This is a genomic window from Roseomonas rosulenta, from assembly GCF_016106005.1.
GTDB classification, from domain to species: domain Bacteria; phylum Pseudomonadota; class Alphaproteobacteria; order Acetobacterales; family Acetobacteraceae; genus Neoroseomonas; species Neoroseomonas rosulenta.
Genome location: NZ_JACADR010000117.1, coordinates 1 through 13,090, shown reverse-complemented (window position 1 = coordinate 13,090; position 13,090 = coordinate 1). Strand labels below are relative to the sequence as shown.

14 protein-coding genes are annotated in these 13,090 nt (G+C 71.5%); 13 read left to right on the top strand and 1 reads right to left on the bottom strand.

Going from position 1 to position 13,090, the window contains the following annotated elements:
• The 10 genes from HW578_RS14730 to HW578_RS14685 all read left to right on the top strand — a co-directional run.
• Positions 1-392 (top strand): SPOR domain-containing protein (locus tag HW578_RS14730; RefSeq protein WP_198371306.1); only part of this gene is annotated, 392 nt, incomplete at its 5' end.
• A 150-nt stretch (positions 393-542) separates the two neighbouring features.
• Positions 543-2,681, top strand: a complete 2,139-nt coding sequence (locus HW578_RS14725; RefSeq protein ID WP_198371305.1) for an acetate--CoA ligase family protein — start codon at positions 543-545, stop codon at positions 2,679-2,681.
• Entirely contained in the window at positions 2,678-3,544 is an 867-nt protein-coding gene (locus HW578_RS14720; RefSeq protein WP_198371304.1) for a MaoC family dehydratase, read from the top strand. Before HW578_RS14725 ends, HW578_RS14720 begins: the two co-directional genes overlap by 4 nt.
• Positions 3,541-4,365, top strand: a complete 825-nt coding sequence (locus HW578_RS14715) for an isocitrate lyase/PEP mutase family protein (RefSeq protein ID WP_198371303.1) — start codon at positions 3,541-3,543, stop codon at positions 4,363-4,365. Before HW578_RS14720 ends, HW578_RS14715 begins: the two co-directional genes overlap by 4 nt.
• Before the next feature lie 5 nt (positions 4,366-4,370).
• Positions 4,371-5,051 (top strand): 3-oxoacid CoA-transferase subunit A, encoded by a 681-nt coding sequence (locus tag HW578_RS14710; protein WP_198371302.1) that lies wholly within the window; start codon positions 4,371-4,373, stop codon positions 5,049-5,051.
• A 24-nt stretch (positions 5,052-5,075) separates the two neighbouring features.
• Positions 5,076-5,717 (top strand): 3-oxoacid CoA-transferase subunit B, encoded by a 642-nt coding sequence (locus HW578_RS14705; protein WP_198371301.1) that lies wholly within the window; start codon positions 5,076-5,078, stop codon positions 5,715-5,717.
• Positions 5,718-5,775: 58 nt separating this feature from the next.
• Positions 5,776-6,846, top strand: a complete 1,071-nt coding sequence (locus HW578_RS14700) for an acyl-CoA dehydrogenase family protein (RefSeq protein ID WP_198371300.1) — start codon at positions 5,776-5,778, stop codon at positions 6,844-6,846.
• Positions 6,843-7,613 (top strand): enoyl-CoA hydratase/isomerase family protein, encoded by a 771-nt coding sequence (locus HW578_RS14695; RefSeq protein ID WP_198371299.1) that lies wholly within the window; start codon positions 6,843-6,845, stop codon positions 7,611-7,613. The genes HW578_RS14700 and HW578_RS14695 overlap by 4 nt, the downstream gene beginning before the upstream one ends.
• Positions 7,614-7,617: 4 nt before the next feature.
• Entirely contained in the window at positions 7,618-8,787 is a 1,170-nt protein-coding gene (locus HW578_RS14690; protein ID WP_198371298.1) for an acyl-CoA dehydrogenase family protein, read from the top strand.
• Positions 8,788-8,868: 81 nt separating this feature from the next.
• Entirely contained in the window at positions 8,869-10,263 is a 1,395-nt protein-coding gene (locus HW578_RS14685; protein ID WP_198371297.1) for an amidase family protein, read from the top strand.
• Between the two features lie 85 nt (positions 10,264-10,348).
• Here the strand turns inward: HW578_RS14685 and HW578_RS14680 are convergent, their stop codons facing one another.
• A complete protein-coding gene (locus tag HW578_RS14680) occupies positions 10,349-11,194 on the bottom strand; it encodes a DUF805 domain-containing protein (RefSeq protein WP_198371296.1) in 846 nt (281 codons plus the stop codon).
• 160 nt (positions 11,195-11,354) lie between these two features.
• Between HW578_RS14680 and HW578_RS14675 the strand changes: the two genes are divergently transcribed.
• From HW578_RS14675 to HW578_RS14665, 3 genes are all read left to right on the top strand, one after another.
• Positions 11,355-11,750, top strand: a complete 396-nt coding sequence (locus tag HW578_RS14675) for a hypothetical protein (RefSeq protein WP_198371295.1) — start codon at positions 11,355-11,357, stop codon at positions 11,748-11,750.
• Between the two features lie 81 nt (positions 11,751-11,831).
• Entirely contained in the window at positions 11,832-12,305 is a 474-nt protein-coding gene (locus tag HW578_RS14670) for an L-2-amino-thiazoline-4-carboxylic acid hydrolase (protein WP_198371294.1), read from the top strand.
• A 6-nt stretch (positions 12,306-12,311) separates the two neighbouring features.
• Positions 12,312-13,090 (top strand): class I SAM-dependent methyltransferase (locus tag HW578_RS14665; protein WP_198371293.1); only part of this gene is annotated, 779 nt, incomplete at its 3' end.

The following is a 13,090-nucleotide window of genomic DNA, read 5'->3' as shown; positions in this document are numbered from 1 at the left end:
CGCCCGAGCGCCGCGCCCCCGCCGGCTCCCCCTTCCGCAGCCTGGGCGGGATCGTCGGCACGGCGCAGGCGAGCACCCTGCCCCGCGCGCCGCTGCCCACCCCGCCGGCCACCGCCACCGTCGCGCCCGCCACGGCTTCGGCCGCCGGGGGCAGTCGCTGGTCGGTCCAGGTCGGCGCCTTCGCCTCGGAGAACCTGGCGCGGGTCTCCGCCAACCAGGCGCGCGACGTGGTGCAGACCATGGGCGCGCGCACGGCGGTGACGCCGGTGCGGCAGGGCAACACGACGCTGTACCGCGCTCGCGTCACGGGCCTCACGCGCAGCGCCGCCGAGCAGGCCTGCGCCCGGATGCGCAGCCGCAGCGCCTGCACGGTGGTCGCGCCGGACGCCTGAGGCACGGCGCTCCACGAATCGGGCCGCGGCCGCAGGGTCGCGGCCTTTTTCATGCCCGCGCAGCTGCCCTCGCGTCGGCGCGGGGCAGGCCCCCTTGCCGCCCCGGGCATCGGGCGCCACCCTGCGGCCGACCAGACCGGAGGAACGCCCATGCCCGCCGAAGGCGGCCACTCGCGCCCATCGCAGACCGCTTCGGGATTTGCGGCGCTCGACGCCATGGTGCGCCCGCGCTCGGTCGCGATCATCGGCGCGTCGGACGACGCGACGCGGATCGGCGGGCGGCCCATTGCCTACATGCAGCGCCAGGGCTTCGCGGGCGCCATCCTGCCGGTGAACCCAAACCGCGCGACCGTGCAGGGGCTGCCGGCCTTCGCCAGCGTCGGCGCGCTGCCGCAGGCGCCCGACGTGGCCATCGTGGCGGTGCCGGGCGAAGCCGCGGTGCAGGCGGTGGACGACCTGGGGGCGAAGGGCTGCCGCGCGGCCATCGTCTTCACCGCCGGCTTCGCCGAGGTGGACGAGGCCGGTGCCGCCATGCAGGACCGCCTGGTGGCCGCGGCGCGCAGGCACGGGATGCGGCTGCTGGGGCCGAACTGCCTCGGGCTGTTCAACGCCAGCATCAACTTCTACCCGATCTTCTCGCTGTCCTTCGAACAGGGCTGGCCGATCCCGGGGAATATCGGCATCGCCTCGCAGTCGGGCGCCTATGGCACGCATGTCTTCGCCGTCTCGCGCATGCGCGGCATCGGCACGCCGGTCTGCATCACCACGGGCAACGAGGCCGACGTGTCGCTCGGCGAGGCGATCGGCTGGATGGCGCAGGCGCCGGAGGTCGAGGTGATCTGTGCCTATGCCGAAGGTATCCGCGAAAGCGCGCGCTTCACCGCCGCGCTCGATCTCGCGCGGCGCAACCGCAAGCCGGTGGTGCTGATGAAGGTGGGGCGGTCCGAGCTCGGCGGGCATGCGGCGAAGTCCCACACCGCATCGATCGCAGGCGACGACACCATCACCCAGGCTGTGCTGGACGAGTTCGGCGTGGTGCGGGCGAGCACGACCGAACAAATGCTCGACATCGCCTATGCGGCGACGAAGCGGATCTATCCGGTGGGCAACAGCCTCGGCGTCATCACGGTCAGCGGCGGCGCGGGCGTGCTGATATCCGACGCGGCAGACGCGGCGGGCGTGCCCATGCCGCCGCTGCCCGAGGCGTCGCAGGCGCATCTGCGCTCGCTCATCTCCTTCTGCGCGCCGCGCAACCCGGTGGACTGCACCGCGCAGGCGGTGAACCAGACCGAGCTGTTCCCGCAGTTCCTCGAGACCACGGCGGCCGATGGCGGCTATGGCTCGATGATGATCTTCCTGACGCAGACGGCGGGATCCACCACGCTCTCGCCCAAGCTGCGGCCGTACATGCGCGCGGCGCGCGAGAAGTTCGCCGACCGGCTCTGGGTGCTGTGCGGCATCGCGCCGCCCGAGAAGGTGCGCGAATACGAGGCCGACGGTTTCCTGGTCTTCGAGGACCCGACGCGCGCGGTCGGCGTGATCGAGGCGATGGGCCGCTACGGCGCGGCCTTCGCGGCGCCGCCCGCGGAGGAGATCGTGGTGCCGCAGGTCGCGCTGCCCGCGACCACGCCGAGCGAGGCCGAGGGCAAGCGCATCCTGGCGCGCGCGGGCATCCCGGCGGTGCCGGAGAAGGCCTGCGGGTCGGCCGACGAGGCCGTCGCCGCCGCGCAATCCTTCGGCTTCCCGGTGGTGGCGAAGATCCTCTCGCCCGACATCCTGCACAAGAGCGAGATCGGCGGCGTGCTGCTCGACCTCAACGACGCGGAAGCGGTGCGCGCGGCCCATGCGACGCTGCTGGCGCGCGCGGCTGAACGCGCGCCTGGCGCGCGCATCGAGGGCGTGCTGATCGCGAAGCAGATCAAGGGCGCAGTGGAGATGGCGCTGGGCATCGCGCGCGACCCGGTCTTCGGGCCGGTGGCGATGGTGGGCCTCGGTGGCGTCTTCATCGAAATCCTGAAGGATGTCTCCTTCCGCCGCTGCCCCTTCGACGAGGCCGAGGCCGAGCGGATGATCCGCGCGCTGAAGGGCTTCCCGCTGCTGAACGGCGCGCGCGGGCGACCGAAGGCCGATGTGAAGGCGCTGGCCGGCGCGCTGGCCGCGCTGTCGCGCTTCGCCGCGGGGGCCGACGAACGGCTGCTGTCGGTGGACGTGAACCCGCTGCTGGTGCTGCCCGAAGGCCAGGGCGCCTTCGCCGCCGATGCGGTGATCGAGGTGGAGGCCGCGCCGTGACCATCAACCACGACCACCTGCTGAACTACCCCATCCCGGAGATCCGCCAGACCATCCGCTGGCAGGACACGGCGCTGTATAATTTCTCGATCGGCCTCGGGCAGGACCCGATGGACCAGCAGCAGCTCGACTTCCTGTATGAGCCGCGGCTGAAGGCGATGCCGTCGATGGCGGTGGTGCTGGGGTATCCCGGATTCTGGATCCGCAACCCCGACACCGGCGTGGACTGGACGCAGGTGCTGCATGGCGAGCAGTCGATCATCCTGCACAAGCCGCTGCCGGCGGAAGGCGAGATCATCGGCCGGTCGCGGATCACCAGCATCGTCGATCGCGGGCCGGGCAAGGGGGCGATGCTCTACAACGAGCGCGTCGTGACCGATGCGCGCACCGGCGAGAAGCTGGCGACACTGGAGGGCACCACCTTCGCGCGCGGGGATGGCGGCTTCGGCGGGCCGTCCGGGCCGATCAGGAAGCCGCATCCGGAACCGGCGCGCGCGCCCGACCTGTCCGTGGATCTGGCGACACGACCGGAGCAGGCGATCGTCTATCGTCTGAACGGCGACCACAACCCGCTGCACATCGACCCCGAGGTCGCCGCCAAGGCCGGCTTCAGGCAGCCGATCCTGCACGGGCTGTGCACCTTCGGCGTGGTCTGCCACGCGCTGATGAAGGCGCTGTGCGGGTATGATCCGGCGCGCTTCGGGCGGATGGACCTACGCTTCTCCTCGCCCGTGTTCCCGGGCGAGACGATCCGCACGGAGATCTGGCACGAGGAGGGCGGTGCGGCCTTCCGCGCCCGCGTGGTGGAACGCGACAAGGTCGTGGTGAGCAACGGGTTGTTCCGTCACGCGGGGTCCGCGTGAACGCCGCCGAGCGCGCGGAGCGCTTCGTCGCGCTGCATGCCTCGGGCTGCTTCGCGCTGCCCAATGCCTGGGATGCCGGCAGCGCGCGCGTTCTGGCGGCGAGCGGGGCGGTGGCGCTCGCCACCACCTCGGCCGGCATCGCCTGGCAGCTCGGGCGGCGCGACTATGCGGTGAGCCTGGCGGAATCGCTCGACAATGCGCGGGTGCTGATCGGCGCGACCGACCTGCCGGTCTCGGCCGACCTCGAGGACGGCTTCGGCCCGGCGCCGGAGGATTGCGCGCGCACCGTGCGCGCCGCGGCCGAGGCGGGCCTGGCCGGCTGCACCATCGAGGACACGACGCGCGATCCGGCGTCGCCGATCCATGGCTTCGACGACGCGGTCGCGCGGATCCGCGCAGCCGTGCAGGCGGCGCGTGCCATCGCACGGCCCTTCGTGCTCACCGCGCGGGCGGAGAATTTCCTGTTCGGACGGCCGGACCTGGACGACACCATCCGACGGCTGGTCGCCTTCGCCGAGGCTGGCGCGGATTGCCTCTACGCCCCTGCCCTGCCGGACATGGCGGCGATCCGCGCCGCGGTGGCGGCGGTGGCGCCGAAGCCGGTCAACGTGCTGATCGGGCCGCGCGCGGGGCTGGTGCCCCTTTCGGAGCTGGCGGCGGCCGGCGTTCGCCGCGTGAGCGCCGGTGGCCTGATCGCGCGGGCCGCCTACCTGCATGCGATGGAGCTCGGCCAGGCGATGGTGGCGGGCGACCTGCCGAGACTTGCGACCGTGCCGCCGGGTGCGGCACTGAACGCCGCGATGCGCGGCGCGGAGGGCTGACAGAGGTGATCAACAAGATCGTTCAATCCATGGCCGACGCCATGGCAGGCATCAAGGACGGCGCGACCGTGCTGATCGGCGGCTTCGGCGCGGTGGGCCAGCCCGACGAGCTGATCGAGGCGCTGATCGAACAGGGTGCCAAGGACCTGGTCTGCGTGGCGAACAACGCCGGCAACGGGCGCGTGGGGCTGGCGAAGCTCATGGAGCTCGGCCGCGTGCGCAAGATCATCTGCTCCTTCCCGCGCTCCGCCGGGTCCGTCGTGTTCGAGGAGCTGTACCGTGCGGGGAAGATCGAGCTCGAGATCGTCCCCCAGGGCACCATGGCCGAGCGCATGCGCGCGGCCGGTGCCGGCGTGCCGGCCTTCTTCACCGCGACCTCGGTCGGGACGATCCTGGCGAACGGCAAGGAGCACCGCGAGTTCAACGGCCGCACCTACGTCATGGAGCACGCGCTCAAGGGCGATGTCGCGCTGGTGGAAGGCTGGGAGGGCGACCGCTGGGGCAACCTGACCTATCGCGCCTCGGGCCGGAACTTCAATCCGGTGATGGCGATGGCGGCGGACCTCACCATCGCGCAGGTCTCGCACATCCGCGACCTGGGCGAGATCGTGCCGGAGAACGTGCACACGCCGGGCATCTTCGTGCATCGCGTGATCCATGTGGATCGCGGGCCGGCCTGGGCGTAATCGTCGGGACAGGAGGACGGGAACATGCAGGGCTTCGACCGCAAGGCCATGGCCGCGCGCCTGGCGCAGGACATCCCCGAGGGCTGGTACGTGAATCTTGGCATCGGCATCCCGACCATGGTCGGCGACTACGTGCCGCTCGACCGCGAGGTGATCCTGCATTCCGAGAACGGCATCCTCGGCATGGGTCCCGCCCCGGCGAAGGACAAGGTGGACCCCTGGCTGGTGAATGCCGGCAAGCAGGCGGTCACGCTGCGCCCGGGCGGGTCCTACTGCCACCATGCCGACAGCTTCGCGATGATCCGCGGCGGGCATATCGACCTGTGCGTGCTCGGCGCCTTCGAGGTGGCGCAGAACGGCGACATCGCGAACTGGGCGACCAGCGAGAACGACAGCGCGCCGGCGGTGGGCGGGGCGATGGACCTCGGCGCCGGGGCGAAGCGGCTCTGGGTGATCATGGAGCACACCACCAAGGACGGCCGCCCGAAGCTGGTGGAGCGCTGCGGCTATCCGCTGACCACGCCGCGCGCGGTCAAGCGCGTCTACACCAATCTGGGCGTCTTCGACGTGACGCCCGACAAGGGCTTCGTGGTGGTGGACCTGGCACCGGGCGTGTCGCTGGAGCAGGCGCAGGCCGCCTCCGGCGCGGTGCTGCACACCCAGTGACGAAGCGCGCGCCGCTCGGCGCGCGGACACGGGGCCAACCCCGGCAGTCGAGGAAACGATGAGCGCAGCAAGCGACGACCGCACCGAATCCATCCGCATGATCCGCGACAGCGCCGGTGCGGTCGCGCCGCGCGGCGGCGACAGCAAGCGCGTGCGCGCGCTGCGGTTCACCACGCCGGGCTTCGACCGCGCGGTCTTCGCCGAGATGGGCGCGCTGGGCTGGATCAGCCTGGCGGTGCCCGAGGCAGCGGGCGGGGCGGGCCTGGGCATGAGCGAGGCGGTGGCGCTCACCGAGGAGATCGGCGCGAGCCTCGCACCCGAGCCGCTGGTGCCGGCGATGCTCTCCGCCCGGCTGCTCGCGGCGGGGGACGACAGCGCCTTGCTGGCCGCGCTGCTGGCCGGCGAGAAGGTCGTGCTGACCGCCTGGCAGGAACGTGCCGATACGCTGGCGGTGCCCGGCACGCCCGACGCGCCGCGTGTCTTCATCCCGATGGCCGCCGGTGCCGACACCTTCCTGCTGCCGGTGCGCGAGGCGAACCGCATCGCGCTGTATGCGCTGCCCGCCGCGGGGGCCGATCTCACGCTGGAAAAGGCGATGGATGGCGGGAACATCGGCACGCTGCGCGCCGACCTGTCGCGCGCAACCCGCGTGGCAGACGACGTCGGCGCGGTGATCGAGCAGGCGCTGGACGAGGCGGCGCTGGCGACCGCGGGGCTGATGCTCGGCCTGATGGAACGCGCCTTCGAGATGACGCTGGCCTATCTCAAGACGCGCCAGCAGTTCGGGCGGATCATCGGCACCTTCCAGTCGCTGCAGCATCGCGCAGCGGATCTGAAGGTGCATATCGCGCTGACGCGCGCGGCGGTGGAATCGGCGGCCGCCGTGCTGGATTCGGGTGCGACCGGCGCGGTCCGCCAGGCGGCCGTGTCCAAGGCGAAGCACCGCGCGGCGGAGTCCGGGATGCTGGTGCTGCGGCAATGCATCCAGCTGCATGGCGGCATCGGCTACACCGACGAATACGATGTCGGGCTCTATCTGCGCCGCGGCATGGTCATCATGAACCAGTACGGCTCGGCCACGCTGCACCGGCGGCGCTTCATGGCCCTGGCGCCGGAGGATGTGGAATGAGCGAGGCGGCACGCGTTCGGGAGGAGATGGACGGCAACGTCCTGATCCTCACCATCGACTACCCGTCGCGCAAGAACGCGATCGGCCCCGGTGTTCGGCAAGCGCTGGAGGAAGCGATCGAGCGCGCGCATGACGACAAGGCCGTGCGCGCCATCGTCATCACCGGCGCGGGCGGGACCTTCTGCGCGGGCGGCGACATCTCGAACATGAATGTCGGCACCGCGCTCGACGGGCGCGACCGGATGCGGCGGACGCATCGCCTGGTGCGGCTGATGGCGCGCGGCGCGAAGCCGCTGGTCGCGGCCGTGGAAGGCTGGGCGGCGGGTGCCGGCATGGCGGTGGCGTGTGCGTGCGACACTGTTGTCGCGGCCGAGGATGCCCGCTTCGTCGCCGGCTTCCACAAGATCGGCCTGATGTCCGACATGGGCCTGCCCTATTTCCTGCCGCGCCGCGTGGGCGTCGGCCGCGCGCGGCGCATCCTGTTCTACCACGAGGTGACGGGCGCGGCCGAAGGCGAGCGCATCGGCCTGGTGGATTTCGTGGCACCTCCCGGCAAGGCGCTGGAGGTCGCGCTTGAGAAGGCGCGCTTCCTCGCCGCCGAGGCCGCGGGGCCGATCGAGCTCACCAAGAAGATCCTGTCCGAGGGCCTCGACGAGGCGCTCGCCGACGAGGCCACCTTCCAGGGCCTGCTCTTCACCACGCGCGATTTCCAGGAAGGCCGCGCGGCGTTCCTCGAGAAGCGCAAGCCGAACTTCGCCGGAGGCTGAACCGATGGTCGCCATCACGCCGAACGAGCCACAGGACCTCAACCTGCTCGACGACGACACCTTCCGCACGCATGTGCGCCGCTGGATCGAGGCCAACTACCCGCCTGAGCTGCGCAACCCGCCCAAGCGCCTGCATTGGGAGGAGAACAAGCCCTGGTACTTCAAGCTGGCCGAGAAGGGCTGGCTGTGCCCCGGCTGGCCGCGGCAGTTCGGCGGGCTCGGCCTGTCGCCCGCCAAGCAGATCATCTTCACCGAAGAGATCGAGCGCCACGGCTGCGCGCGCACGAACGACCACGGCATCGTCATGGTCGGCCCGCTGCTGATCAACCACGGCACGCCGGAACAGCAGCAGGAATTCCTGCCGAAGATCCTGAGCGGCGAGCACATCTGGTGCCAGGGCTATTCCGAGCCGAACGCAGGATCGGACCTGGCGGCGCTGCGCACGGAAGCCGTGCTCGACGGCGACCACTACATCGTCAATGGCCAGAAGATCTGGACCACGCTGGCGATGGACGCCAACTGGTGCTTCCTGCTGGTGCGCACCGACAAGGCGGCGAAGAAGCAGGAGGGCATCTCCTTCCTGCTGGTCGACATGGCGACACCGGGCATCACGGTGAAGCCGATCATCAACCTCGAATACCATGACGAGTTCTGCGAGGTATTCTTCGACAACGTCCGCGTGCCGGCGAAGAACCTGGTGGGCACGCCGAACCGCGGCTGGGACATGGCGAAGGCGCTGCTGTCCTTCGAGCGCATCTACCTGGGTTCGCCGCGCCTGTCGGCCTATGCCTTCACGCGGCTGCGCCAGCTCGCCGAACGCATGGGCGTGTGGGACGACGACGCCTTCCAGGAGACCTACGGAAGGCTGCGGCTGGATCTCGAGGACCTGAAGTCCCTGTATGGCGCCTTCGTGGACAAGCTGCGGCGCGGCGAGACGCTCGGCCCCGATGTCTCGATGCTCAAGATCTTCCAGACCGAGCTGTTCCAGCGCATCACCGACACCATGCTGGAGATCGCCGGGGAGAATGCCGGGCTGCTGGAACCCATGGAAGGCAACCGCAACCTCAACCCGACCGGGCTGTACATCCAGGCGCGGCCGGCGACGATCTACGGCGGGTCCAACGAGATCCAGCGGAATATCCTGAGCAAGAACGTGCTGGGGCTGCCGGGCTGAATTGACCGCTGCGCCGGCACGCAGGACCATCGCGCGACGGCGCGCGGACCCATCGCGCGCCACCAGCCGCGGGATGCCTCCATGACCGAATTCTGGCGCCTGTCCGCCACCGACCTCGCCCAGCGCATCCGCGCGCGGGACGTCTCCGCCGCCGAGGTGGCGCGCGACGCGCTCGCCCGCCTCGACGCCGTGAATCCGCGCATCAACGCCGTGGTGGACCATCGGCCCGAGGACGTGCTGGCGCAGGCCGCGGCAGTCGACGCGGCCCTCGCGCGTGGCGAGGACCCCGGCCCGCTCGCCGGCGTGCCCGTCACCATCAAGGTCAATGCCGACCAGCAGGGCTACGCCACCACCAATGGCCTGCGCCTGCAGAAGGACCTGGTCGCGCAGCAGGACAACCCCGTCGTCGCGAACCTACGGAAGGCCGGCGCCGTGCTGCTCGGGCGCACCAATACGCCGGCCTTCTCGCTGCGCTGGTTCACACGCAACTCGCTGCATGGGCATACGCGTAACCCGCGCGATCCGGGCATCACACCGGGCGGGTCCTCGGGCGGTGCCGCAGCCGCCGTCACGGCCGGCATCGGCGCCATCGCGCATGGCACCGACATCGGCGGGTCGGTGCGCTACCCGGCCTATGCCTGCGGCGTGCATGGGCTGCGGCCCACGCTCGGGCGCATCCCGGCGTGGAATGCGTCCGGCGCGGAACGCCACATCGGTGGGCAGCTCATGGCGGTCAGCGGGCCGATCGCGCGGAGCATCGCAGATGTCGGCCTGGCCTTCGCCGCGATGTCGGCGCGCGACATCCGCGACCCCTGGTGGGTCGGTGCGCCGATGGACGGCCCGCCCGCGCCGAAGCGTGCCGCGCTGTGCCTCGCCCCCGACGGCATGGCGGTGCAGCCCGCGGTGCAGGATGCGCTGCGCGATGCCGCCCGCCGCCTCGAAGCCGCCGGCTGGACCATCGAGGAAGCCGAAACCCCGCCACTGCGCGAACCCGCGGCACTTCAGGCCATGCTGTGGCTGGCGGAATCGCGCCGTGGCCTGAACGCCGCGCTGCACCAGGAAGCCGACCCGGACGCGTCCTTCGTCTTCGCGCAGATGGAAGCACTCTGCCCGCCGCCCGACCTCAACGCCTTCATGGATGGGCTGCAGAAGCGCGCCACCTTTGTGCGGCTGTGGATGGAGTTCTTCGAGCGCTTTCCGGTGGCCATCACCCCGGTCTCGGGCGAACTGCCCTTCCGCGACAACGAGGATGTGGAGAGCCCCGCGGCCTTCCGCCGCATCATGGAGGCGCAGCTGACGCAGGTCGGCCTGCCGCTGATGGGATTGCCGGGGCTGACGGTCACGACCGGGCTGGTGGGCCGCGTGCCGGTCGGCGTGCAGCTGCTCGCCGGGCGCTACCGCGAGGACCTGCTGCTCGCCGCCGGCGCCGTCATCGAGGCCGCCGGCACGCCGCCCGCGCCGATCGATCCGGCGTAGCGCCCCGGAGTCCAACGCACGCAGGCCCAACTGCGGCCCGCCCACGCCCCAGGAGCACGAAGGTGACGCCTTCGTGCGCCCGGTGTCAGTCGCGCCGCACCGGCGGCACGCTGCCGCCCTGGCCGGGGCCGGTCCAGGGGCCCGGCGCCGGCGGCGGCCCATAGCCCGGCGGGGGCTGCCCATAACCCGGAGGGGGCTGTCCGTAACCGGGCGGAGGCTGCCCATAGCCGGGTGGCGGCGCCCCGTAGCCCGGCGGCGGGGCACCCTGCGGCGGCGGCCAGCCCTGGGGTGGCGGCTGCCAGCCCTGCTGCTGCGGCGGCGGCTGCCACTGCGGCTGCTGCCACCCCTGGGGCGGGGGCTGCGGTTGCCAGCCCTGCGGCGGCTGGCCCGGCTGCCATTGTGGTGCGCCGTCCCCGCCCAGCGGGTCGGGCCCGAAGCGGTTCGCCCCGATGGTGCCGCGCAGGAAGCCGGTCTCGACCAGCAGCCAGATGCCGAACCCCAGGACCAGCAAGCCGGCGGCGATCATGACCAGCGCCACGCCCTGCGCGTCTTCGGGCGTCACCGGCCGGTCCCGGTACATAAACATGCCCGCCGTCGCGCCCGCCAGGCTGAGGAAGGCGACGGTCCCCGCCGCCGCGCTCAGCAGGTAGAAGCCGCCGATCCACCATCCCGAACGGTTGCGGTCATGCAGCCGCTTGATGCTGCCGGCCAGCATCGGCCAGATCGACAGGATCGACACCACGGTGTTGATCGGCCCGACCTGCGCAGCATCCGCCGGCATCGCATCCGCCATCGGTGGCGGGCCTAACCCGAGCGCCACGTCCAGTACATTGGCGACGATGCTGGCGATCAGCAGCGGCAGCACGTAGCCGAGCCAGAAGGTCCTGCGCCTGATGCGCCCGCTGAAGCTGAACCACTGCCCGATCGTCATGCATCCGCTCCCGCCGCCGAAGCGCTTCACAGCACCATGGCGGCGCCGCGCCGCGCAAGCCAGGACCATCTTGCCCGCGTAACCTCCGTTGCATACCGTGGCGTCGTCCAAATCACGGGCGGGCCCCAAGGCGCGCCAGAGCCTCCGGGAGACCCGCGCCATGTTCCGCCGCAAGATCCTCGCCATCTTCGCCCTGGCCGGTGCCGGCGCCGTCTCGGCCTGCGCCCCGCAGACCGTCTACATCCCGCAGCCCGTCGCCGTGGCGCCGCAGCCGATGGTGCGCGCCTGCGACACGCGCTTCCAGGTGGTCAACAATTCCGGCCTGACCGTGATGCAGCTGTTCTTCAGCCATGCCAGCCGCAGCGACTGGGGCGTGGACCAGCTCGGCCAGAACGTTCTGCCGCCCGGACGCGCCTGGAACTTCACCGCGGCGAATGCCGGCGCCTATGACTTCCGCGTGGTCTACCAGAACGGCCGCGCCGCCGAGATCCGACGCGTCGACATCTGCCGCGCCAGCCGGATCGTGGTGACGAACCAGGGCCTCTACGCGCAGTAAACCGCTCGCCGAAGGCGTCTCGCCCCGGGGGCGGCGCCGCGATAGCCTCCCCGCCGGGATCACCGACGGGGAGGCTTTTTCATGTCCGACCAGCGCCTGGGCATTCTCGAGCAGCGCCGCATCGAGGCAGCCTTCGCCAAGGGCATCTATGAGGAAATGGCGGCCGAGCTCGGCAAGGACCGCGCCAAGGCCATCTTGTCGCGCGCCGTGGTCAAGCTGGCGAAGCAGACCGCCGCCGAGATGGCGAAGGAAGGCCCGGGCGGGGAGCCCTCGCTCGAGCACTTCATCGCGCTGCAGCCGCTCTGGACCAAGGGCGATGCGCTGCAGATCGAGACGCTGCGCCGCGACGCCACGCGCTACGACTTCAACGTCACCCGCTGCCGCTACGCCGAGATGTACACGGAGATGGGCGTCGCGGAACTGGGAGCCGTGCTGTCGTGCAACCGCGACGGCGCCTTCTGCGAGGGCTACGACCCGAAGCTGAAGCTCGAACGCACGCAGACCATCATGGGCGGCGCGACGCATTGCGACTTCCGCTACCGCATGGAGGAGTAGCGCGGCGTGTCCGGCTATGTCGCCACCGACGGCCAGGCCTATGAGCGCAGCATGGGCCGCTGGAGTCGGCGCCTGGCCGAGCCCTTCCTCGATGTGGTCGGCCTGCCGCCAGGCGCCGCGGTGCTCGATGCCGGCTGCGGCACCGGCGCACTGGCCGAGGCGCTCGCCGCGCGCGACGCCGCAGCGCGCATCACCGGCGTGGACATCAGCGAGCCTTTCCTGATTGCCGCGCGCGCCCGCGTACCGTCGGCGACCTTCCGCCATGGCGACATCGCGCGCCTGCCCGATGCCGATGGCGCCTTCGATGCCGCGCTGTCCCTGCTGGTGCTGCAATTCGTGCCCGACCGCGCGGCGGCGGTTGCGGAGCTGGCGCGCGTGACGAAGCCCGGCGGCCTCGTCGCCGCGGCCATGTGGGACTTCACCGGCGGCTTCGCCTTCCTGCGCGCCTTCGCCGATTCCGTCGCCGCGGCGGAGCCGGATGGCGAGGCCTTCCGCACACGCTACTGGGGTGACCCGGTCGGCTCGCCGGGGCGTCTCGCCGCGCTCTTCACCGCCGCCGGGCTGCGCGACGTGACCGAGCGCGACATCATGATCCGCCAGGACTTCGCGGATTTCGCCGATTGGTGGGAGCCCTGGCTCACCGGCCAGGGCATCGCCGGCGCCTTCGTGGCCGCCCTGCCGCCCGAACGCCTGCCGCGCGTCGAGGCGCTGGCGCGGCGCGCCTACCTGGCCGGCGCGCCCGACGGGCCGCGGTCCTTCGTGGCGGTGGCGCGGCTCGCGACCGG

What these genes read in the sequence shown, in the direction of transcription:
- HW578_RS14725 (WP_198371305.1), top strand. Translation starts at nt 543, where the DNA reads ATGCCCGCCGAAGGCGGCCACTCGCGCCCATCGCAGACCGCTTCGGGA.
- HW578_RS14705 (WP_198371301.1), top strand. Translation starts at nt 5,076, where the DNA reads ATGCAGGGCTTCGACCGCAAGGCCATGGCCGCGCGCCTGGCGCAGGAC.
- HW578_RS14700 (WP_198371300.1), top strand. Translation starts at nt 5,776, where the DNA reads ATGAGCGCAGCAAGCGACGACCGCACCGAATCCATCCGCATGATCCGC.
- HW578_RS14695 (WP_198371299.1), top strand. Translation starts at nt 6,843, where the DNA reads ATGAGCGAGGCGGCACGCGTTCGGGAGGAGATGGACGGCAACGTCCTG.
- HW578_RS14690 (WP_198371298.1), top strand. Translation starts at nt 7,618, where the DNA reads ATGGTCGCCATCACGCCGAACGAGCCACAGGACCTCAACCTGCTCGAC.
- HW578_RS14685 (WP_198371297.1), top strand. Translation starts at nt 8,869, where the DNA reads ATGACCGAATTCTGGCGCCTGTCCGCCACCGACCTCGCCCAGCGCATC.
- HW578_RS14680 (WP_198371296.1), bottom strand. Translation starts at nt 11,194, where the DNA reads ATGACGATCGGGCAGTGGTTCAGCTTCAGCGGGCGCATCAGGCGCAGG.
- HW578_RS14675 (WP_198371295.1), top strand. Translation starts at nt 11,355, where the DNA reads ATGTTCCGCCGCAAGATCCTCGCCATCTTCGCCCTGGCCGGTGCCGGC.
- HW578_RS14670 (WP_198371294.1), top strand. Translation starts at nt 11,832, where the DNA reads ATGTCCGACCAGCGCCTGGGCATTCTCGAGCAGCGCCGCATCGAGGCA.